Raw genomic sequence first — 19,854 nt, 5'->3', positions numbered from 1 at the left:
TGACTGATTTGCACCTCACACCACGAGGCAATTTATGATCCGCGAAGAATTCCTGCGACTGGCCGCTGACGGCTACAACCGCATTCCGCTGGCCTGTGAAACCCTGGCCGACTTCGACACGCCGCTGTCGATCTACCTGAAACTGGCCGACCAGTCCAATTCCTACCTGCTCGAATCGGTGCAGGGCGGCGAGAAATGGGGCCGTTACTCGATCATCGGCCTGCCGTGCCGCACCGTACTGCGGGTTCATGATCATCACGTCAGCATCACCGTCGATGGCATCGAAACCGAAAGCCATGACGTCGAAGACCCGCTGGCCTTCGTCGAAACCTTCAAGGCCCGCTACAACGTGCCGACCATCGCCGGCCTGCCGCGTTTTAACGGCGGTCTGGTGGGTTACTTCGGTTACGACTGCGTGCGTTATGTAGAAAAGCGTCTGGGCAAATGCCCGAACCCGGATCCACTGGGCGTGCCGGACATCCTGCTGATGGTTTCCGATGCGGTGGTGGTGTTCGACAACCTCGCCGGCAAGATGCACGCCATCGTGCTGGCCGACCCGGCGCAGGCCGATGCCTACGAGCAGGGCCAGGCGCAATTGCAGGCGCTGCTGGAAAAGCTGCGTCAGCCGATCACCCCGCGTCGTGGCCTGGATTTCAGCAGGCCACAGGCAGCCGAGCCGGTGTTCCGTTCCAGTTTCACCCAGGCCGACTACGAAAAAGCCGTCGACACCATCAAGGAATACATCCTCGCCGGTGACTGCATGCAGGTCGTGCCGTCCCAGCGCATGTCGATCGACTTCAAGGCGGCGCCGATCGATCTGTACCGCGCGTTGCGTTGCTTCAACCCGACGCCGTACATGTACTTCTTCAATTTCGGCGATTTCCACGTCGTCGGCAGTTCGCCGGAAGTGCTGGTGCGGGTGGAAGACAACCTGATCACCGTGCGCCCGATTGCCGGCACTCGCCCGCGCGGGGCTACCGAAGAAGCAGACGTGGCGCTGGAAGAAGACCTGCTGTCCGACGACAAGGAAATCGCCGAGCACTTGATGCTGATCGACCTCGGTCGCAACGACACCGGCCGTGTTTCGGAAATCGGCTCGGTAAAACTCACCGAGAAGATGGTCATCGAGCGTTACTCCAACGTGATGCACATTGTGTCCAATGTGACCGGCCAGTTGAAGGAAGGCCTGACCGCCATGGATGCCCTTCGGGCGATCCTGCCGGCGGGCACCTTGTCCGGGGCGCCGAAGATCCGTGCGATGGAAATCATCGACGAACTGGAACCGGTCAAGCGTGGTGTGTATGGCGGGGCGGTTGGTTACTTCGCCTGGAACGGCAACATGGATACCGCGATTGCGATCCGCACCGCAGTGATCAAGAACGGCGAGCTGCATGTGCAGGCCGGTGGCGGCATCGTTGCCGACTCGGTGCCGGCGCTGGAATGGGAAGAGACCATCAACAAGCGCCGGGCGATGTTCCGGGCGGTTGCGCTGGCGGAGCAAACCCCGGACTGAGTGACTGGGGATTCAGCATAAAAAAACGCGGCGCCTGTGAGGGCGCCGCGTTTTTTATGGCCTTCTGATCAGAAGTCGAGACTGACGCCGACATTGACCCCTTGCTGGGTAAAGTCGTCATCCTTGCGGATGTTGTAACTGGCGCGAAGGGCAACTTCCCTGGTGAGGTTGTGGCTCACGCCCAGATTCAAGCGGTTCAGGTTGGTTTGCGGGGTGTAGCCTTCCAGGGTGTAGCGATTGTTCGGCAGGCTGTTGAGGTTCATCGTCAGATCCTGAGCGTCGTCGTTGTATTCGCGCTCGTGGGCGAATTCGCCGAAGACCTGGGTCTGAGCGGTGATCTGGTATTTGCCCTGGATGCCGAGGCCAAGACGGCGGGAGTTGCGCGACTGGTCGTCGAAGGTCAGCGCTGTGGCGTCCGCGCCTTTTTCCGAGTAACCATCCACTTCGACCTTGCCGAAGTCGGCGCTGACGAAGGGCGACAGGTGCCACGGGCTGCTGGCTTCTGGCGCGATGTCGTAGCCGACACGACCGCCGATGGCCAATACATAGCCATCGGTATCGCCTTTCTCGCCACGTTCGTTGACCCCGAGCTGGAACTTGCGCTTCAGGCTGTCGTAGTCCAGATGTCCGGCGGTAACGGCCAGGTCACCCCACCAGCGGTTTTGCTGGTACTGGGCGAATGCGGTGCCCATGTAGGAATTGAGTTTGTACTCGGAGTCGTTGTCGCCGGCTTCGATTTTCTGGTGATAGAAACCTGCCGCCACACCGACACGCCAGGCGTCGTCGAGACGATAGCTGCCACCAATGTTCAGGTTGTAACCGTTGCCGTCGGCGCTGGCCCCGGCGTGCTGGTCATCGAAGTCCTGATGCTGACCGCCAGCGGAGACAATCGCCCGCCATTGGCCAACGCCTTGCCAGTTCTCCCAGTCGGCCAGCCATTGATTGCGCAGTTCATCCTGATGCGCGCGCAGGGTGCCTTGGGCCATTTCCGGCAGCAGGGTCAGTTCCCACGGGGCGGCGAGCAACGAATAGGCATAGTCGGCAATCAGCCGCTGCCCGGCTTCGGTCGGGTGCACCGCGTCGTTGTAGATCAGCTTGGTCGGATCCGGCGTGGCACTGTTGATCCCGTAGCGGGCGTTTTCGGTGCAACCGCTGCCGCTGAAGCAGGTGGCGACCAGGTTCTGGTCGGTGGCCAGGCCGAACTGCGCCGGGTTGGCAAACGCTTCCTTGAGCAGCACCGGCACGTTCAGCGGGATCACGTTGGCGCCGACGGTCTGCAACTGACTCACCAGCTCGGTGTTGAACTGAGCGCTGAGCTGTGAGGTGAAGGCCTGCAGCGGCGAGCCGTTGATGGCCGGGGTCAGGCCGATATCCGGCAACAGCCAGACCATGATGTAGCGGGCACCTGCGCCTTGCAGGGTGCGCACACTGTCGACCAGTCGATCGGCGGCGGCGTTGGCCTGAGGCAGGCTCGTAACACGCCCCTGAAGGAAGTCGTTGCCGCCTCCGGTCAGGTAATACAGGGCATTCGGATCGGCCCGGAAACCGTTCGACGGCAGATAGCCGGCGCGGGTGCGCTCGTCGTTGGCGGATGTGCTGGTGATCGAATCGAGAATCTGGTCGGTGCGGTAACCGCCCACGGCCCAGTTGTTACCATCCGGCAGCCCCTGGCCGGCACGTACCGCCGAGTCGGCGGAGGCGGTCTGGTCCGGTGTGAAGCCCAGGCGACCTCCGAGCAACTGGGTGGCATTCAGCGAGTAGAACTCGCCGCTGCCGTCCTGGTAATTCGGACCGGTGCGATTGGTGAACCGTTTGACCGAGCCGGCCGGACCGTCCGGATCGGAAAATGTCCCGGCGTCGCTGAGACTGTCGCCGAATACGATGAAATTCGAATAAGGATTGGGTGCTGCATTCGCTTGGGCGCAGGCCAGTGCGAGCAGGCATCCGGCAAGCGGTACAAACAATGTCTGTTTGATCATGAGCAAGTCCGTTTATTTATTGTTGTATGGAACGAAACGACAGTACCAAAAAAATCCGGCGTTTTGCCATCGGTCGTCAAGCCTCCCATAGTTTTCCCCCCTTCAGGTCCGGCCATATTGCACGCTCTGCCCAGCTAAGTTACTGTGCCGAGACGTATGAATGAGACCTTTCCCGTGTTGATCGTCAGCAAACTTCTGGATCAAGTCATCAAGGCCCACGCCCGTTGGCGTTGGCGCGCCTGAATCTTTTCTGCCGGCCCTGCCGGATCTGTATCGCTCTGCCTTCCTTGCCCGTTTGAAATGCCGCGTTGCCGTCGCCACTTGCGCGTCCGATACCGTGCAGCGTCCGGTCAAGTCATCTGAAGGCTGTTTCAAGTTCAGAATTAAAGAGGTTCGAAACGCCATGTTGCTGATGATCGACAACTACGACTCCTTTACTTACAACGTTGTGCAATACCTCGGCGAGCTGGGTGCAGAGGTCAAGGTCGTGCGCAACGACGAGCTGACCATCGCCGAAATCGAAGCGCTCAACCCTGAGCGCATCGTGGTGTCCCCCGGCCCGTGCACGCCGACTGAAGCCGGTATTTCCATCGACGCCATCAAACACTTCGCCGGCAAACTGCCGATCCTCGGCGTCTGCCTCGGCCACCAGTCAATCGGCCAGGCCTTTGGCGGTGATGTGGTGCGTGCCCGGCAAGTGATGCACGGTAAGACTAGTCCGGTATTCCACGAGGACAAGGGTGTTTTTGCCGGTCTGAATCGTCCGTTGACCGTCACCCGCTATCACTCCCTGATCGTCAAGCACGAGACCTTGCCCGATTGCCTGGAGCTGACTGCCTGGACGCAGCACGATGACGGCTCGGTCGACGAAATCATGGGCCTGCGTCATAAGACCCTGAACATCGAGGGCGTACAGTTCCACCCGGAATCGATCCTCACCGAGCAGGGCCATGAACTGTTCGCCAACTTCCTCAAACAAACCGGCGGCACGCGCTAAGGACTCTCCATGAATATCAAGACAGCCCTGAGCCGTATCGTCGATCACCTCGACCTCAGTACCGAAGAAATGCGCGACGTGATGCGCGAAATCATGACCGGCCAATGCACCGACGCGCAGATCGGCGCGTTCATGATGGCCATGCGCATGAAGAGCGAAAGCATCGACGAAATCGTCGGCGCGGTGTCGGTGATGCGCGAGCTGGCCGACCAGGTCGAACTCAAGACCCTCGACGGCGTGGTCGATGTGGTCGGCACCGGCGGTGACGGGGCGAACATCTTCAACGTGTCCACGGCCTCGGCCTTTGTCGTTGCCGCTGCCGGCTGCACCGTCGCCAAGCACGGCAATCGAGCTGTGTCGGGCAAGAGCGGCAGCGCCGATCTGCTTGAGGCAGCCGGGATCTACCTCAACCTGACCCCGGTTCAGGTGGCGCGCTGCATTGACAACGTCGGCATCGGTTTCATGTTTGCCCAGACTCATCACACAGCCATGAAGTACGCCGCCGGTCCGCGCCGCGATCTTGGCCTGCGCACCCTGTTCAACATGCTCGGCCCGCTTACGAATCCGGCCGGCGTCAAACATCAGGTCGTCGGTGTATTCACCCAGGCACTGTGCCGGCCATTGGCCGAAGTCTTGCAGCGTCTGGGCAGCAAGCATGTGCTGGTGGTGCATTCGAAGGATGGTCTGGACGAATTCAGCCTCGCTGCACCGACTTATGTGGCTGAGCTGAAGAACAACGAAATCACCGAATATTGGGTCGAGCCGGAAGATCTGGGCATGAAGAGCCAGAGTCTGCACGGTCTGTCGGTTGAGGGGCCCGACGCTTCGCTGGCGCTGATCCGCGATGCCTTGGGCAAGCGCAAGACCGAGAACGGTCAGAAAGCTGCGGAAATGATCGTGCTCAATGCGGGTGCGGCGCTTTACGCTGTCGATCTGGCGACCAGTCTGAAAGAAGGCGTGGCGCTGGCCCACGACGCTCTGCACACCGGCCTCGCTCGGGAAAAACTCGAGGAGCTGGGTGCCTTTACCGCGGTATTCAAAGTGGAGAATGAGGGATGAGTGTACCGACGGTTCTGGAAAACATCCTGGCCCGCAAGGTTCAGGAAGTCGCCGAGCGTAGCGCCCGTGTGAGCCTGAGCGAGCTGGAAAGTCTGGCCAAGGCGGCCGATGCACCCCGTGGTTTTGCCCAGGCGTTGCTGGCGCAGGCCAAGAAGAAACAACCGGCGGTGATTGCCGAAATCAAGAAGGCATCGCCGAGCAAGGGCGTGATCCGCGAGAACTTCGTTCCCGCCGACATCGCCAAAAGCTACGAGAAGGGCGGGGCGACCTGCCTGTCGGTGCTGACCGACATCGATTACTTCCAGGGTGCCGACGCGTACCTGCAACAAGCCCGCGCTGCGTGTTCGCTGCCGGTGATCCGCAAGGACTTCATGATCGATCCGTACCAGATCGTCGAAGCCCGTGCCCTGGGCGCCGACTGCGTGCTGCTGATCGTCTCCGCGCTGGATGACGTGAAAATGGCCGAGCTGGCTTCGGTGGCCAAAGGCGTCGGCCTGGATGTGCTGGTGGAAGTCCACGACGGCGATGAACTGGAGCGCGCGTTGAAAACCCTCGACACGCCGCTGGTCGGGGTCAATAACCGCAACCTGCACACTTTCGACGTCAGCCTGGAAACCACCCTCGACCTGCTGCCGCGCATTCCGCGCGATCGTCTGGTGGTCACCGAGAGCGGGATCCTCAACCGTGCCGATGTCGAGTTGATGGAAATCAGCGATGTTTACGCCTTCCTGGTGGGTGAAGCATTCATGCGCGCTGAAAGCCCGGGCGTTGAACTGCAGCGTCTGTTCTTCCCTGAGCGTGGCGTTCCGGTGAGCGGTTCGACCCTCGACTGATTAAGTCTTCGCAGGCGCCCGTATCCCTGTGGGAGCGGGCTTGCCCGCGAAGGCAGCATAAGATTCACCTCAGGCTTGATGTCCTATGGAAACCTTATGATCCCCACTTCCCTGACCATCGAAGCCGGTCTGCAAGCCGAGCAGGATCTGCTGGCCTCAGTCTGCGCCGGTGAGGCCGAATTCGGTCTGCTGTTCTGGCAACCGAGCGATCGCGCGTTGGTCATGCCACGACGTTTGAATCGCCTGCCCGGATTCGATCATGCCTGTGAAATTTCCGCCGCTGCCGGCTGGCCGGTGTTGCTGCGTGAAACCGGTGGTGAGCCTGTCCCGCAATCGGCCTCGACGCTCAACATCGCTCTGGTCTATGCACCGCCTCGCAGCGAAGGCGATCTGAACCGCATCGAAACCGGTTACCGGCGTCTGTGTGATCCAATCTGTCAGTTGCTGGATGAGTTGGGTGGCACTTCGTCGCTGGGTGAAATCGACGGCGCGTTCTGCGACGGTCGTTTCAACGTCAACCTCGACGGCCGCAAGATGGTGGGCACCGCTCAGCGCTGGCGCCAGAGTCAGGGCGGTCAGCGCCCGGTAGGGCTGGTGCATGGTGCGATGCTGGTGGATGACGAGCGCGAGTCGATGGTCGCGGCAGTCAATCGTTTCAACGAAGCATGTGGTCTGGAGCAACGGGTGCGTGCCGCAAGCCACATCGCCCTGCATGAAAAATTTCCCGCGCCCGATGCCTTGACGCGTCTCGATGAACGCTTTCGTTTGATGTTGGCGCAGATCTACGCCAACTGAGTTCATGTAACTCAGCGTGTGCCGAAGACCACCATGGTCTTGCCTTTCACGTCCACCAGGTTGCGTTCCTCAAGATCCTTGAGCACGCGACCGACCATTTCCCGTGAACAACCGACGATGCGCCCGATTTCCTGACGGGTCACCTTGATCTGCATGCCGTCCGGGTGGGTCATCGCGTCGGGTTGCTTGCACAATTCCAGCAGGCAGCGGGCCACGCGGCCGGTGACATCGAAGAACGCCAGATCGCCGACCTTGCGCGTGGTGTTGCGCAGGCGTTGTGCGATTTGTCCGCTGAGCACGTAAAGAATGTCTGGATCCTGCTGCGACAACTCACGGAATTTGGCGTAGCTGATTTCCGCGACTTCGCACTCGACCTTGGCCCGCACCCAGGCACTGCGCTCCTGTTCCTGGCCGGCCTGTTCGAACAGGCCCAGCTCACCGAAGAAGTCCCCGGCATTCAGATACGCGATGATCATCTCGCGGCCGTCGTCGTCCTCGATCAGGATCGTAACTGAGCCGCGGATGATGAAGTACAGCGTATCCGAGCGATCCCCGGCGCAGATGATGTTGCTCTTGGCCGCATGGCGCCGGCGCTGGCAATGCATCAGCAGCTTGTCGAGGTTTTTGATTTTGGGTGTGGGGGTAATACCAACCATGGTTGTATCCCGAAAAGACTGCACGGTTATATTTGGTTTTTATATGAGGCGCTGAGGCGATCGCTACAAATACTGACTGGGCGCCAGTGAATTGGCGCCAGCTTACCAGACACTTCGTCGAAAATTCGAGAAATTACCTACGCTGCCGCGGCATCGGTCCTAGGAACGGCACTCGCAGTCAAACCGGGACCCTGTGCTAAGCTGGCGACCCTTTTTTCTACAGTGGAGTCTCGGCGATGAAGGCACGCATCCAATGGGCTGGCGAAGCCATGTTCCTTGGCGAATCCGGCAGCGGTCATGTCGTGGTCATGGACGGCCCACCGGACGCCGGTGGTCGTAACCTGGGTGTCCGCCCGATGGAAATGCTCCTGCTGGGCGTTGGCGGTTGCAGCAACTTCGATGTGGTCAGCATCCTGAAGAAGGCCCGTCAGGCCGTTGAAAGCTGCGAAGCGTTTCTGGACGCCGAACGTGCGACCGAAGATCCGAAGGTGTTCACCAGGATCCACATGCACTTCGTCGTCAAGGGCCGTGGCCTGAAGGAAGCGCAGGTAAAACGTGCCATCGAGCTGTCGGCGGAGAAGTATTGCTCGGCCTCGATCATGCTCGGCGCGGCTGGTGTGGCAATTACTCACGACTACGAAATCGTCGAGCTCGGCTGAGCCGACATTCAACTATCATAAAAGCTGTGCAGACTCTGGCGATCCCCCGCTGACGTCTGCATAATGCGCCACTTTTTTCAGGGCAGTGATCGGTCATCCGACGGATCATCCGCCTGAACAGATAACCAAAATCGCCATCGCGAAGAGGTGTTAACCGTCCTACGCAGGTGCGTCGTTCGCACTTGACGGGCATGCTTGATCACGCGGCCGGGCCGCATACATAGAGAGTTTTTAACGGTGAAAAGCAAACTCAAGCTCCACGGGTTCAACAACCTGACAAAGACCTTGAGCTTCAACATCTATGACATCTGCTACGCGGAAACCCCGCAGGACCAGCAGGCTTACGTCGAGTACATCAATCAAGAGTACAACGCCGAACGCCTGACGCAGATTCTCACGGAAGTTGTCGAAATCATTGGTGCCAACATTCTGAACATTGCCAGTCAGAACTATGAGCCTCAGGGTGCCAGCGTCACGATTCTGATCTCGGAAGAACCGGTCACCCCGACCGAGAGCCAGATCGAAGAATCCCCGGGCCCGCTGCCGGAAATCATCCTGGCCCACCTCGACAAGAGTCATATCACGGTGCATACCTACCCGGAGATCCATCCGGACGCCGGTATTGCGACGTTCCGTGTGGACATCGACGTGTCGACCTGTGGCGTCATTTCACCGCTCAAAGCGCTCAATTTCCTCATTCACCAGTTCGATTCGGACATCGTGACCGTGGATTACCGTGTGCGCGGCTTCACTCGTGACGTTGAGGGCAACAAGCACTTCATCGACCACGAGATCAACTCGATCCAGAACTACCTTTCCGAAGACACCCGCGACGCGTACCAGATGACCGACGTGAACGTGTACCAGGAAAACCTGTTCCACACCAAAATGCTGCTGAAGAACTTCGAACTGGATAACTACCTGTTCGGTGATGCCACCAGCAACCTGTCGTCCGAGCAACGTGCTCAGGTGACCGAGCGTGTGAAACACGAAATGCTGGAAATCTTCTACGCACGCAATATGCCGAGCTAAGAATTCCGGGCACAAAAAAAGGCGACTGCTTTGCGGCAGCCGCCTTTTTTATGGGCGTTTTTCAGATTCGGTAGGTGCTTTTGGTCATCACTTTGGCCAAAAGACTCATGCCGAATTTCACCGGTGCCGGGAAGCGGAAACCGCCTGCCTCCAGTGCACTTTCTGCGTGATGTTCTTCATCGATACGCATCTGTTCCAGAATCGCCCGGGACTTCTCATCCTCCGCCGGCAGTTGTTCCAGATGCTCGTTCAGGTGCTTGCATACCTGATGTTCGGTGGCCGCGACGAAACCGAGGCTGACCTTGTCGCTGATCAGCCCGGCTACTGCACCGATCCCGAACGACATGCCATAGAACAGCGGATTAAGCACGCTGGTGTGACTGCCCAGCTGATGAATGCGTTGTTCGCACCAGACCAGGTGATCGATCTCTTCTTCGGCCGCGTGCTCCATGGCTTCCCGCACCTGGGGCAGCTTGGCGGTCAGGGCCTGACCCTGATACAGCGCCTGGGCGCAGACTTCTCCGGTATGGTTGATGCGCATCAGGCCGGCGACGTGGCGGGTGTCTTCATCGCTCATCTGTGCATCGGGCTGCAGGATGGCCGGCGACGGGCGGTACGGCTGGCCGCTGAAGGGCAGCAGGGTCCGCATCGCGGCATCGGCTTGCAGCAGAAGACGGTCGATTGGCGAGTAGTGACGTTGGGTAGTCATGCTGACCTCCGGGAAGAATCTCGGCGGCCAGTTTAACCGAATCGGCCGGGGAAGGTTTGCGTTGGGTCATGTGGGAGCAGGGCGCTCCCACTGATTTGCAGGGCGATCAACCCGGTGGCCAGTTCATCTGGCGCTGACCGAGCACATGCATATGAATGTGGTAGACGGTCTGTCCGCCCTTTTCATTGCAGTTCATCACCACCCGGAAGCCTTCCTCGCAGCCCAGTTCCAGTGCCAGACGCTGGGCGGTGAACAGGATATGTCCGGCCAGTGCCTTGTCGTCTTCGGTCAGGTCGTTGAGGGTACGCACCGGTTTTTTCGGGATGACCAGAAAATGCACAGGTGCCTGCGGGGCGATATCGTGGAACGCCAGAACCTGGTCGTCCTCGTAGATGATCTTCGCCGGGATTTCCCGGTTGATGATCTTGGTGAACAGAGTATCCACAGCTGTTTTCTCCCTTGTTTGAGCCGGGTCGAGTGTACCCACGAGGGATCGCCGCGCCCAGCCGTTTGCCTGTCCGCCCTTCAGCGTGGGCAGTAAGCTTTGTTGACCATGCCGACGATGGTGCGGTTGAGCCAGCGCGAACCCAGCCGCGGCAGGAAGGCGAACCAGCGGTTCCTCCGACCGGGGATGATGATCGCGCGGTTTTTCTCCAGGGCGCGCACGGTATACAGCGCGACTTCCTCGGGACTCATCAGCAGATTGCTGGCATTGAGTTTTTCGTTGTTCAGTTGTGCCGTGCGGAAGAATCCGGTGCGTGTGGGGCCCGGGCATAGTACCGAGACTTTCACTGCGCATTTTTTCAGTTCGACCCGCAGCGCTTCAGAAAAATGCAGGACGTAGGCCTTGCTGGCGTAGTAGGTGCTCATCCACGGGCCGGGATTGAATGCAGCTACCGACGCCACATTGAGAATCTGCCCGCCACCCTGCAGGGCCATGCTGTTGCCGATGGCGTGGCACAGGCGCGTCAGGGCGAGGATGTTCACTTCGATCAGATCCTGTTCGGTCATCCAGTCCTGGGCCAGGAACGGACCGCACGTACCGATGCCGGCGCAGTTCACCAGGAGATCGATCTGCCGGTCACCTTCTTCAAGTTCCAGCAGAAAACCGGACAGACGCAGCGGCTCGCCCAGATCGCAGGCCCGGAACAGCACCTCCACGCCGAAACGCTGGGTCAGTTCGATTGCAATGCTTTCCAGCTGGTCACGCTGTCGGGCCACCAGAATCAGGCTGCGGCCACGGCGAGCCAGAGCTTCGGCCATGGCCAGGCCGATGCCGCTGGAGGCGCCAGTGATCAGAGCGTAACGGGTCATGCAGTTCTCCATCGCAACAGCACCGCGCCGTGGACGCAGGTGTCACGGCGGGGAGCGTTGTTCATTCTTTCGCAGAGTCTACAGGGGTGGGCGGGGCTTCGGCTGCATCCTCGGCCGAATTCGCTGGTTCGACTTCCACATCGACCTCATCGGCCGTCACCGAACCGCTTTCATAACTGCTTTCCAGACTGGTTTCGTATTCCTGCTGAATCGCGGAAATACCGCCCAGCAGGCCACCGACGAAGAACAGGCCGATGAAAACGATCCACAACGAACACAGCACTTTGACGGCGGTGCTGTTCGGTGGGGGTGGCGGACCATAGCGATTGGCGCCGTCATTGCCTGGCACAACCATGATTACCAGCGGGAAGAAGCTGCCCACGAACGGAACCAGAGTCAGCAGCCACAGCCAGCCGGACCAGCCGATGTCGTGCAGACGCTGAATGCTGAACAGGATGCCGACGATCGCGAAGGCCAGAAACAGGAAGAAAGCAAAGATACCGCCGATGATCAGCCCCGAGGTCGAGTCGGTGCTTACCAGCCCCAGGCCGATCAACGCCAATACGCCCACGATCGGCAGGGTCACCAGACTCAGCACCATCGACCATGCCAGGTAGCGAAGGCGGCCGATCCTGCCTTCTGCACTCAGCGGCTTGAGCGTGGAGAATTTCGCCTGTTGCTCTCCGACATTGGCTCGGGGCGGGGCGTAGGGAGAGTCGGGCTCTGTCACGGGGGCGGAATGTTCCTGTACATCGGACAGATTCAGTTCGATGGTGGTTTCCGGCTCGATCCGGGCGTCGATCCCCGTCTTGCCCAATGCTTGCAGATAAACCTGGGCATCACTGTGCGACAGGTCGCGTTTGAGGGCGACGACGCTGCCGTTGAACAGGCGCTCGATGGCGGCCACGTCGCTCTTGAACAGGTCGGCCAGATTGAGTTTGGCGGTGGTGATATCGACACCGGGCTGCAGGGCACCGTCGAAAACGATCTTGTAGCGGGGTTCGCTCATGGCCGAGGCATCCTTGTCGCGAAGACGTTGAGTTGATTCGTGTCGCAGCCGCCAAGTGTAAGGCCAGTCAGGCTGCAACTGGCCGGAATTTTCTCAGCGTGGCCAGCGATTCGGTAGCTGTGCCGCATGTTTCAGGGCTTGGCGATACTCTGTATCGAGGCGCTGCACCAGTTGGTCCACGCTTGGCAGATCTTCGATCTGGCCAACCCCTTGGCCGGCCGACCACACGGTTTTCCAGGCTTTGGCCTCATCGTTGATGGGCTTGAGTTTTTCGCCGAAGTTGACTTCACCCCTGCCTTGCAGTGCCGCCATATCGAAACCGGCAGCCTCCAGGCTTTGGCGCATGAAGCTGGCCGGAACGCCGGACACCGCAGGAGTATGAATGATGTCCGCTGCCTTGGCTGTCAGCAGCATTTCCTTGTAGGCGTCGGGCGCATGACTTTCGGTCGTACCGATGAATCGCGTACCGAAGTAGGCCAAATCCGCACCGAGCACCTGTGCGGCGAGAATCTCATGGCCGTGGTTCAAACATCCTGCAAGCAGCAGCGTCTTGTCGAAGAACTGGCGAATTTCGGCAATCAATGAGAACGGACTCCAGGTGCCGGCATGTCCGCCGGCGCCGGCGGCAACGGCAATCAAGCCATCGACACCGGCTTCGGCGGCTTTTTCCGCATGGCGGCGAGTCGTCACGTCATGAAAAACCAGGCCGCCATAGCTGTGCACCGCATCGACCACTTCCTTCACCGCGCCGAGGCTGGTGATGACGATGGGCACCTTGTGCTCGACGCAGATGTTCAGATCCGCTTCCAGACGCGGATTGCTCTTGTGAACGATCAGATTCACGGCATACGGTGCCGGGTTATCCAGTGTCGCCAGCCCGGCTTCGATCTGTTCCAGCCAAGCCTTGAATCCGCTGCTTTCACGTTGATTGAGCGCCGGGAAACTGCCCACCACGCCATTACGGCAGCATGCGAGTACCAGTTCAGGATTGGAGATCAGAAACATCGGCGCGGCCACGACGGGCAGACGCAGGCGTTGTTCGAGCAGAGCGGGCAGCGACATCGGAAGTCCCCCGGAAAGTTATGCCTGTTGAAGTTAGAACGGCTTGACCACGACCAGAATTACGATAGCCAGCAATATCAGAACCGGCACTTCATTGAACCAGCGATAAAAGACATGGCTGCGGGTGTTCTCGCCACGGGCAAATCGTTTTACCTGCGCGCCGCACATGTGGTGATAACCGATCAGCAGTACCACCAGAGTCAGCTTGGCGTGAATCCAGGCACCGGAGCTGAAAATGCCCGGGTTCAGGTAAATCAGCCAGCCGCCGAAGATCAGCGCAGCGACCATCGCCGGACCCATGATGCCGCGATACAGCTTGCGCTCCATGATACTGAAGCGTTCCTTGCTGATCGTGTCTTCACTTTGGGCGTGATAGACGAACAGTCGCGGCAGGTAGAACAGTCCGGCGAACCAGCACACGATGCTGACGATATGAAGCGCTTTGATCCAGAGATAGAGCATTTTTGGTTATTCCCTCATTCACGGTAGGCCGGATAGTAGAGGCTTGAGCATCCGCACGTCACCTTGGCGGTTGTCGCAGGGGCGCGCGGCCCCTATTATCGACGGCTTTCCAGTGGGTTCGTTGAGGGCAGGTTTATGGTCAAGGTCGGTATCGTCGGCGGCACGGGTTACACCGGTGTCGAACTGCTGCGTCTGTTGGCACAGCATCCGCAGGCAGAAGTGGTGGTGATCACTTCCCGATCCGAGGCCGGTCTGGCCGTGGCAGACATGTACCCGAACCTGCGCGGCCACTATGATGGTCTGGCGTTTACGGTCCCGGACATCAAGACCCTGGGCGCTTGCGACGTGGTGTTCTTCGCTACTCCGCACGGCGTGGCTCATGCACTGGCCGGTGAATTGCTGGCGGCGGGCACTAAGGTCATCGACTTGTCGGCGGACTTCCGTCTGCAAGACGCTGATGAATGGGCCAAATGGTACGGTCAGCCGCACGGTGCGCCGGAGCTGCTGGACGAAGCGGTTTACGGCTTGCCGGAAGTCAACCGTGAGCAGATCAAGAAAGCACGCCTGATCGCGGTGCCGGGCTGCTATCCGACCGCAACGCAGCTGGGTTTCCTGCCGTTGCTTGAGGCGGGCATTGCCGACGCTTCGCACCTGATCGCCGACTGCAAGTCCGGTGTCAGTGGTGCCGGTCGTGGTGCTTCCGTAGGCTCGCTGTATTCCGAAACGTCGGAAAGCATGAAGGCTTACGCGGTGAAAGGTCACCGTCATCTACCGGAAATCCGTCAGGGGCTGCGTCGTGCAGCGGGCAAGGATGTCGGCCTGACCTTCGTGCCACACTTGACGCCGATGATCCGTGGCATTCATTCCACGCTCTACGCGACCGTGGCGGATCGTTCGGTGGACTTGCAGGCGCTGTTCGAGAAGCGTTATGCCAATGAACCGTTCGTCGATGTGATGCCTGCTGGCAGCCATCCGGAAACGCGCAGTGTGCGTGGTGCGAACGTCTGCCGTATCGCGGTTCATCGTCCCCAGGATGGCGATTTGGTGGTAGTGCTGTCGGTGATCGACAACCTGGTCAAAGGCGCTTCGGGTCAGGCCGTGCAGAACATGAACATTCTGTTCGGTCTGGAAGAGCGTCTGGGCCTGTCCCACGCGGGCATGTTGCCGTAACGCTGATCCTGCTGACTGAAAAGGCCCGTCTGACGGGCCTTTTTGCATTTTGAGTCGCCGATGGCTTTATTGATATACCGTAACAATAGTTGACCGATTTTCTAGGACAAGCGGATAATGCGCGTCATCACGCATTATGGCGGCGTAACGCCGGGAGAGAGTCAGCATGAGCGTCGAATCCTTCACCCCCACGGCTTTGCAATTCACCCAGGGTGCCGCGCACAAGGTGAAGAGCCTGGTCGATGAAGAGGGGAATGATCGCTTGAAGCTGCGCGTATTCGTTACGGGCGGCGGTTGTTCAGGGTTTCAGTACGGCTTCACCTTCGATGAAGATGTGGCTGAGGACGACACCATCGTCGAGCGCGAAGGTGTGAGCCTGGTGGTCGATCCGATGAGCTTCCAGTATCTGGCAGGTGCCGAGGTGGACTATCAGGAAGGTCTGGAAGGCTCGCGTTTCGTGATCAAGAACCCGAATGCCACCACGACTTGTGGTTGCGGTTCTTCGTTCTCGATCTGATCTCGCTTCACCGTACACAACAAAACGCCGCAGAACCTCACGGTCTGCGGCGTTTTGTTTTTTGCGTTTTGTCCTAGTTGGGATAGATGGCGCCAAGCACGCGCAGCCCCTTGGCGCCAGTAACGCTGGGGCGATTGGCGCTTATGCCTTCGAGACAACAATGGGCGAGCCAGGCGAAGGCCATGGCTTCGACCCAGTCCGGATCTACACCGTGGGTCGCGGTGCTGGCGACATTCGCGTTGGGAAGAAGGTCGGCAAGGCGCTTCATCAGCGCAGTGTTGTGGGCGCCGCCGCCGCAGACCAGAAGCTCTTCAGTATTCGATTGGGCGCTTTGCAGCGATTCGACGATGGTCAGAGCTGTCAGGTCGAGCAGTGTTGCCTGTACGTTTTCAGGGGCGAACTCCGGCAAACGCGACAGTTGCCGTTCAAGCCAGGGCAGGTTGAACACTTCCCGACCGGTGCTCTTGGGGCCTTTGGTTGAGAAGAACGGATCGCTCAGCAATGCATTGAGGAGAACAGGTTCAACTCTGCCGCTGGCAGCCCATTGACCGTTGCGATCATAGTTCTCGCCGTGCTCTCGGTGAATCCAGGCATCCATCAGAACATTCCCGGGGCCGCAGTCGAATCCGGCTACAGGTTTGTTCGGCTCGATCAGGCTGAGATTGCTGAAACCGCCGACATTCAGAACGGCACGGTTGCCGGTACGCTCTTCGAACAACGCTTCATGGAAGGCAGGAACCAGAGGGGCGCCCTGGCCACCGGCCGCCACGTCACGACTGCGGAAGTCGCTGACAACGGTAACCCCGGTCAGCTCGGTCAGCAGGGCAGGATTGCCGATCTGTACGGTGAAGCCGCGTGCAGGCTCGTGGCGAATGGTCTGGCCGTGGCTGCCAATCGCGCGAATGGCCTTCGGTTCGAGCTGTTGCTGCTTGAGCAGGGTATGAATACCTTCGGCCGCAAGCTTTACCCAGTTCTGCTGAGCGATCGCCGAGCGGGCGATCTCGTCGGGACCGCTGGCGCACAAGCCAAGCAGCTCGGCGCGCAGGGATTCAGGCATGGGGATGTAATGTGTAGCGATCAGGTTGATTGCCGAGGTTTGCTCGATCAGGGCGATGTCCAGACCGTCGAGACTGGTTCCGGACATCACGCCGATATAAAGAGCCATGGCTTAGCGCTTGCTCGAGGCCAGCATGGTGGCCTTCTCTTGGTCCATGCGGGCCATCAGCGGTTGGCTCTGTGCCAGGAAGCGCGCACGCTCGGATTTGGCGATCGGATCGGCCATCGGCAGCTTCTGGCCCAATGGGTCGACATGAACGCCGTTGACCTGGAACTCATAGTGCAGGTGCGGTCCGGTAGAGAGGCCGGTCGTGCCGATATAACCGATCACCTGGCCCTGCTTGACGGTACCGCCGGTTTTCACGCCTTTGGCGAAGCCTTGCATGTGGCCGTACAGCGTGCGGTAGGTGTTGCCGTGCTGAATGATCACAGTGTTGCCGTAACCACCGCGACGACCAGCCAGTAATACTTTGCCGTCACCGGCAGCCTTGATTGGCGTACCGCGTGGAGCGGCGTAGTCGACACCTTTGTGGGCGCGGATCTTGTTGAGAATCGGGTGTTTGCGGCCCATGGAAAACTTGGAACTGATGCGGGCGAAGTCTACCGGGGTGCGGATGAACGCCTTGCGCATGCTGTTGCCATCAGCGGTGTAGTAGCTGCTGTTGCCCTGTTTGTTGGTGTAGCGCACGGCGGTGTAGGTCTTGCCGCGGTTGGTGAAGCGGGCGGACAGGATCGGGCCGTTGCCGACGGCTTTGCCATTCACCACTTTCTGTTCGTAGATCACATCGAACTCGTCACCTTGGCGGATATCCTGGGCAAAGTCGACGTCGTAGCCGAATACACTGGCCATGTCCATGGTAAGGCTGTGGGAAAGACCGGCACGAGCGGCGGATTGGGACAGGGAGCTGTTGATTACGCCGTGGACGTAAGCAGTGCGAACGGTTGGTTTGGCGGTCACTCGGTTGAAGACATAACCCTTGTCGTTCTTGGTGAGGGTAATAGTTTCGACGTCACTGACTTTGCTGTGCAGGTTGGTCAGTTGGCCTTGCGGATTGAGCTCGAACTCGAGTTTCTGGCCGTGTTTGAGCTGACTGAATTGCTTGGCCTGCTTATCGCTGGCGAGCACTTCATGTACAGCTGCCGCAGGCAGGCCGACCTTCTCGAACAGTGTTGAAAGGGTATCGCCCTTGGATACGATCACTTCCCTGTGGCCTGGAGCCTTCTTTTCAGGAGCGACCGGTGCTGGCACGGGGGAGGTCTGGGCTGTCTCGGGAGCATCGTCCGCACTGTTCTCGATCTGTGCGAAAGGCGAGGCTACTGGCTCATTTGTGGCTTGAACCGCGTCAGCGGCGTCTTGATCTTGTGTCAATTGTTCTGCGGGACTTTCCAGTTCAAGACTCAGAGTCGTCTTTTTGGCTTCAACATCACTGGAAGGAAACACCAGGAGCGCCAGGCTGAGAAGGGCGGCGATCCCGCTCGCGGCAAGCAAGTGGGTCTTCGGGTAAAGCGGTGGCGCTTTAGACGGTTCAGTGGTCATAAGTAGTTTTGACTTTGAAAAGATGAATTGGAAAAGATGAATGACATGATGAAGATGAAATAACTGTATAAAATATAACCAAATCATCGCTGAAGCAAGTCCGCAGGCTCTTCGTCTGTGGATTGGTATCCGTGTGCCGGGCAAACCTTGTAATTGGTGCGCGATCTTGTATGGTTGGTTCCCTTTGAATCTGAGCCTTGCGGGTCTGTTATGAAGTCGGTTGAAGAGCAGCTAGCGCTGATTAAACGTGGTGCGGAAGAACTGTTGGTCGAGTCGGAGCTGATCGAAAAGCTCAAGCGTGGCCAGCCGCTGCGAATCAAGGCTGGCTTCGATCCAACTGCGCCGGATCTTCACCTTGGGCACACTGTGCTTATCAACAAGTTGCGCCAGTTCCAGGAGCTGGGGCATCAAGTGATCTTCCTCATTGGTGATTTCACCGGAATGATCGGTGATCCGAGTGGCAAGAGCGCGACTCGCCCTCCGCTTACTCGCGAGCAGGTTCTTGAAAATGCCGAGACCTACAAGTCTCAGGTGTTCAAGATTCTCGATCCGGCGAAAACCGAAGTCGCATTCAATTCGACCTGGATGGACAAGATGGGGCCGGCGGACTTCATTCGTCTGACCTCGCAGTACACCGTCGCCCGTATGCTTGAGCGTGATGATTTCGACAAGCGCTATACCACCAATCAGCCGATCGCCATTCATGAGTTCCTCTATCCGTTGGTTCAGGGTTACGACTCGGTTGCCTTGCGCGCGGATGTGGAGTTGGGGGGTACCGATCAGAAGTTCAATCTGCTGATGGGGCGTGAGTTGCAGCGAGGCTACGGTCAGGAGGCTCAGTGCATTCTGACGATGCCGTTGCTCGAAGGGCTGGATGGTGTGAAGAAGATGTCCAAGTCCTTGGGCAATTACGTTGGTATCCAGGAAGCGCCAGGCGTCATGTACAGCAAGCTGGTTTCGATTCCGGATGCATTGATGTGGCGGTACTTCGAATTGCTCAGCTTCCGGTCAATGGATGAGATCAATGCATTCCGTGCTGATGTTGAAGCGGGTGCCAATCCTCGCGACATCAAGATCAAACTGGCTGAAGAAATTGTCGCTCGCTTCCATGGTGAGCAGGCTGCTGCCAACGCTCACCGTGGTGCAGGCAATCGTATGAAGGATGGCGAGCTACCGGATGATTTGCCAGAGATCGAGTTGATCGCTGCCGAAGACATGCCGATTGCTGCTGTCCTTAATAAGGCAGGGCTGGTAAAGAACTCGGCGGCTGCTCGTGATCTGCTGGCTTCTGGTGGTGTGCGTATTGATGGGGAGGTTGTTGATCGCTCCTTTGTATATGCAATTGGAGCGACTCACGTCTGCCAGGCTGGCAAGAAGGCTTTTGCGCGGATCACGCTCAAATCCGAGTAAGATTGAAAATAGGGGTTGACGGCGAATTTCAGATGTCTATAATTCGCCCCACTTCCGGCGCAGTCGAAACGGAAAACTCCTTGAA

General features: G+C 58.9%; 20 protein-coding genes. 10 read left to right on the top strand and 10 right to left on the bottom strand.

All coding sequences use genetic code 11. From position 1 onward, the window contains the following. Positions 1-34 precede the first annotated feature (34 nt). Positions 35-1,513: an anthranilate synthase component I gene (gene trpE, locus ACK6BI_RS15340; RefSeq protein WP_409317724.1), complete on the top strand. Its 1,479-nt coding sequence runs from the start codon at positions 35-37 to the stop codon at positions 1,511-1,513. A 68-nt stretch (positions 1,514-1,581) separates the two neighbouring features. Here the strand turns inward: trpE and estP are convergent, their stop codons facing one another. After that, positions 1,582-3,492 (bottom strand): esterase EstP, encoded by a 1,911-nt coding sequence (estP, locus tag ACK6BI_RS15335; RefSeq protein ID WP_409317723.1) that lies wholly within the window; start codon positions 3,490-3,492, stop codon positions 1,582-1,584. Positions 3,493-3,895: 403 nt separating this feature from the next. Here estP and ACK6BI_RS15330 point away from each other — a divergent pair, with 403 nt between their 5' ends. From ACK6BI_RS15330 to ACK6BI_RS15315, 4 genes are all read left to right on the top strand, one after another. After that, positions 3,896-4,489, top strand: a complete 594-nt coding sequence (locus ACK6BI_RS15330) for an aminodeoxychorismate/anthranilate synthase component II (RefSeq protein WP_217829606.1) — start codon at positions 3,896-3,898, stop codon at positions 4,487-4,489. 9 nt (positions 4,490-4,498) lie between these two features. Then, positions 4,499-5,548 (top strand): anthranilate phosphoribosyltransferase, encoded by a 1,050-nt coding sequence (gene trpD / locus ACK6BI_RS15325; protein WP_409317722.1) that lies wholly within the window; start codon positions 4,499-4,501, stop codon positions 5,546-5,548. Then, the gene (gene trpC, locus ACK6BI_RS15320; RefSeq protein WP_409317721.1) at positions 5,545-6,381 is read left to right on the top strand and encodes an indole-3-glycerol phosphate synthase TrpC; all 837 of its coding nucleotides are present in this window, start codon (positions 5,545-5,547) and stop codon (positions 6,379-6,381) included. Before trpD ends, trpC begins: the two co-directional genes overlap by 4 nt. Positions 6,382-6,477: 96 nt before the next feature. Then, on the top strand, positions 6,478-7,176 hold the full coding sequence (locus ACK6BI_RS15315) for a biotin/lipoate A/B protein ligase family protein (RefSeq protein ID WP_409317720.1): 699 nt from the start codon (positions 6,478-6,480) through the stop codon (positions 7,174-7,176). A gap of 11 nt (positions 7,177-7,187) precedes the next feature. On the opposite strand, the gene crp is transcribed toward ACK6BI_RS15315, so the two are convergent. Beyond that, positions 7,188-7,832 carry a cAMP-activated global transcriptional regulator CRP gene (gene crp / locus ACK6BI_RS15310; RefSeq protein WP_085709238.1) on the bottom strand — a complete coding sequence of 215 codons (645 nt, stop codon included), beginning with the start codon at positions 7,830-7,832 and terminating at the stop codon, positions 7,188-7,190. Positions 7,833-8,068: 236 nt separating this feature from the next. Here crp and ACK6BI_RS15305 point away from each other — a divergent pair, with 236 nt between their 5' ends. Further along, on the top strand, positions 8,069-8,491 hold the full coding sequence (locus tag ACK6BI_RS15305; RefSeq protein WP_065258477.1) for an OsmC family protein: 423 nt from the start codon (positions 8,069-8,071) through the stop codon (positions 8,489-8,491). Positions 8,492-8,728: 237 nt separating this feature from the next. Then, positions 8,729-9,523, top strand: a complete 795-nt coding sequence (gene speD / locus ACK6BI_RS15300; protein ID WP_007956315.1) for an adenosylmethionine decarboxylase — start codon at positions 8,729-8,731, stop codon at positions 9,521-9,523. A 61-nt stretch (positions 9,524-9,584) separates the two neighbouring features. Here speD and coq7 read toward each other — a convergent pair whose 3' ends face one another. The 6 genes from coq7 to hemJ all read right to left on the bottom strand — a co-directional run bounded on the left by coq7 (position 9,585) and on the right by hemJ (position 14,079). Continuing rightward, positions 9,585-10,232: a 2-polyprenyl-3-methyl-6-methoxy-1,4-benzoquinone monooxygenase gene (gene coq7, locus ACK6BI_RS15295; RefSeq protein ID WP_260521216.1), complete on the bottom strand. Its 648-nt coding sequence runs from the start codon at positions 10,230-10,232 to the stop codon at positions 9,585-9,587. A gap of 106 nt (positions 10,233-10,338) precedes the next feature. Then, positions 10,339-10,677: a histidine triad nucleotide-binding protein gene (locus tag ACK6BI_RS15290; RefSeq protein WP_003228789.1), complete on the bottom strand. Its 339-nt coding sequence runs from the start codon at positions 10,675-10,677 to the stop codon at positions 10,339-10,341. An 80-nt stretch (positions 10,678-10,757) separates the two neighbouring features. Continuing rightward, positions 10,758-11,546 (bottom strand): SDR family oxidoreductase, encoded by a 789-nt coding sequence (locus tag ACK6BI_RS15285; protein WP_065258479.1) that lies wholly within the window; start codon positions 11,544-11,546, stop codon positions 10,758-10,760. Positions 11,547-11,607: 61 nt separating this feature from the next. Next, positions 11,608-12,555 (bottom strand): DUF805 domain-containing protein, encoded by a 948-nt coding sequence (locus tag ACK6BI_RS15280; RefSeq protein ID WP_409317719.1) that lies wholly within the window; start codon positions 12,553-12,555, stop codon positions 11,608-11,610. A 93-nt stretch (positions 12,556-12,648) separates the two neighbouring features. Further along, positions 12,649-13,617 carry an NAD(P)H-dependent flavin oxidoreductase gene (locus ACK6BI_RS15275; protein WP_409317718.1) on the bottom strand — a complete coding sequence of 323 codons (969 nt, stop codon included), beginning with the start codon at positions 13,615-13,617 and terminating at the stop codon, positions 12,649-12,651. A gap of 33 nt (positions 13,618-13,650) precedes the next feature. Next, positions 13,651-14,079 carry a protoporphyrinogen oxidase HemJ gene (gene hemJ / locus ACK6BI_RS15270; protein ID WP_409317717.1) on the bottom strand — a complete coding sequence of 143 codons (429 nt, stop codon included), beginning with the start codon at positions 14,077-14,079 and terminating at the stop codon, positions 13,651-13,653. A gap of 135 nt (positions 14,080-14,214) precedes the next feature. Between hemJ and argC the strand changes: the two genes are divergently transcribed. Both argC and erpA read left to right on the top strand, forming a co-directional pair. Then, positions 14,215-15,249: an N-acetyl-gamma-glutamyl-phosphate reductase gene (gene argC, locus ACK6BI_RS15265; protein WP_409317716.1), complete on the top strand. Its 1,035-nt coding sequence runs from the start codon at positions 14,215-14,217 to the stop codon at positions 15,247-15,249. 166 nt (positions 15,250-15,415) lie between these two features. Beyond that, positions 15,416-15,766, top strand: coding sequence for an iron-sulfur cluster insertion protein ErpA (gene erpA / locus ACK6BI_RS15260; RefSeq protein ID WP_003228776.1), 351 nt, complete (start codon positions 15,416-15,418; stop codon positions 15,764-15,766). Positions 15,767-15,839: 73 nt separating this feature from the next. Here the strand turns inward: erpA and ACK6BI_RS15255 are convergent, their stop codons facing one another. Next, a complete protein-coding gene (locus tag ACK6BI_RS15255; protein WP_409317715.1) occupies positions 15,840-16,931 on the bottom strand; it encodes an anhydro-N-acetylmuramic acid kinase in 1,092 nt (363 codons plus the stop codon). 3 nt (positions 16,932-16,934) lie between these two features. Next, positions 16,935-18,359 (bottom strand): peptidoglycan DD-metalloendopeptidase family protein, encoded by a 1,425-nt coding sequence (locus tag ACK6BI_RS15250; RefSeq protein ID WP_409317812.1) that lies wholly within the window; start codon positions 18,357-18,359, stop codon positions 16,935-16,937. A gap of 210 nt (positions 18,360-18,569) precedes the next feature. On the opposite strand from ACK6BI_RS15250, the gene tyrS reads away from it, so the two are divergent. Continuing rightward, entirely contained in the window at positions 18,570-19,769 is a 1,200-nt protein-coding gene (tyrS, locus tag ACK6BI_RS15245; RefSeq protein ID WP_409317714.1) for a tyrosine--tRNA ligase, read from the top strand. Positions 19,770-19,854 lie beyond the last annotated feature (85 nt).

It is taken from the genome of Pseudomonas sp. KCJK9016 (assembly GCF_046231795.1).
GTDB lineage: Bacteria > Pseudomonadota > Gammaproteobacteria > Pseudomonadales > Pseudomonadaceae > Aquipseudomonas > Aquipseudomonas bananamidigenes.
The sequence above is the reverse complement of the archived record's forward strand: the minus strand, read 5'-3'. Positions and strand labels throughout refer to the sequence as shown.

What these genes read in the sequence shown, in the direction of transcription:
- trpE (WP_409317724.1), top strand. Translation starts at nt 35, where the DNA reads ATGATCCGCGAAGAATTCCTGCGACTGGCCGCTGACGGCTACAACCGC.
- estP (WP_409317723.1), bottom strand. Translation starts at nt 3,492, where the DNA reads ATGATCAAACAGACATTGTTTGTACCGCTTGCCGGATGCCTGCTCGCA.
- ACK6BI_RS15330 (WP_217829606.1), top strand. Translation starts at nt 3,896, where the DNA reads ATGTTGCTGATGATCGACAACTACGACTCCTTTACTTACAACGTTGTG.
- trpD (WP_409317722.1), top strand. Translation starts at nt 4,499, where the DNA reads ATGAATATCAAGACAGCCCTGAGCCGTATCGTCGATCACCTCGACCTC.
- trpC (WP_409317721.1), top strand. Translation starts at nt 5,545, where the DNA reads ATGAGTGTACCGACGGTTCTGGAAAACATCCTGGCCCGCAAGGTTCAG.
- ACK6BI_RS15315 (WP_409317720.1), top strand. Translation starts at nt 6,478, where the DNA reads ATGATCCCCACTTCCCTGACCATCGAAGCCGGTCTGCAAGCCGAGCAG.
- crp (WP_085709238.1), bottom strand. Translation starts at nt 7,832, where the DNA reads ATGGTTGGTATTACCCCCACACCCAAAATCAAAAACCTCGACAAGCTG.
- ACK6BI_RS15305 (WP_065258477.1), top strand. Translation starts at nt 8,069, where the DNA reads ATGAAGGCACGCATCCAATGGGCTGGCGAAGCCATGTTCCTTGGCGAA.
- coq7 (WP_260521216.1), bottom strand. Translation starts at nt 10,232, where the DNA reads ATGACTACCCAACGTCACTACTCGCCAATCGACCGTCTTCTGCTGCAA.
- ACK6BI_RS15285 (WP_065258479.1), bottom strand. Translation starts at nt 11,546, where the DNA reads ATGACCCGTTACGCTCTGATCACTGGCGCCTCCAGCGGCATCGGCCTG.
- ACK6BI_RS15280 (WP_409317719.1), bottom strand. Translation starts at nt 12,555, where the DNA reads ATGAGCGAACCCCGCTACAAGATCGTTTTCGACGGTGCCCTGCAGCCC.
- ACK6BI_RS15275 (WP_409317718.1), bottom strand. Translation starts at nt 13,617, where the DNA reads ATGTCGCTGCCCGCTCTGCTCGAACAACGCCTGCGTCTGCCCGTCGTG.
- hemJ (WP_409317717.1), bottom strand. Translation starts at nt 14,079, where the DNA reads ATGCTCTATCTCTGGATCAAAGCGCTTCATATCGTCAGCATCGTGTGC.
- argC (WP_409317716.1), top strand. Translation starts at nt 14,215, where the DNA reads ATGGTCAAGGTCGGTATCGTCGGCGGCACGGGTTACACCGGTGTCGAA.
- erpA (WP_003228776.1), top strand. Translation starts at nt 15,416, where the DNA reads ATGAGCGTCGAATCCTTCACCCCCACGGCTTTGCAATTCACCCAGGGT.
- ACK6BI_RS15255 (WP_409317715.1), bottom strand. Translation starts at nt 16,931, where the DNA reads ATGGCTCTTTATATCGGCGTGATGTCCGGAACCAGTCTCGACGGTCTG.
- ACK6BI_RS15250 (WP_409317812.1), bottom strand. Translation starts at nt 18,359, where the DNA reads ATGACCACTGAACCGTCTAAAGCGCCACCGCTTTACCCGAAGACCCAC.
- tyrS (WP_409317714.1), top strand. Translation starts at nt 18,570, where the DNA reads ATGAAGTCGGTTGAAGAGCAGCTAGCGCTGATTAAACGTGGTGCGGAA.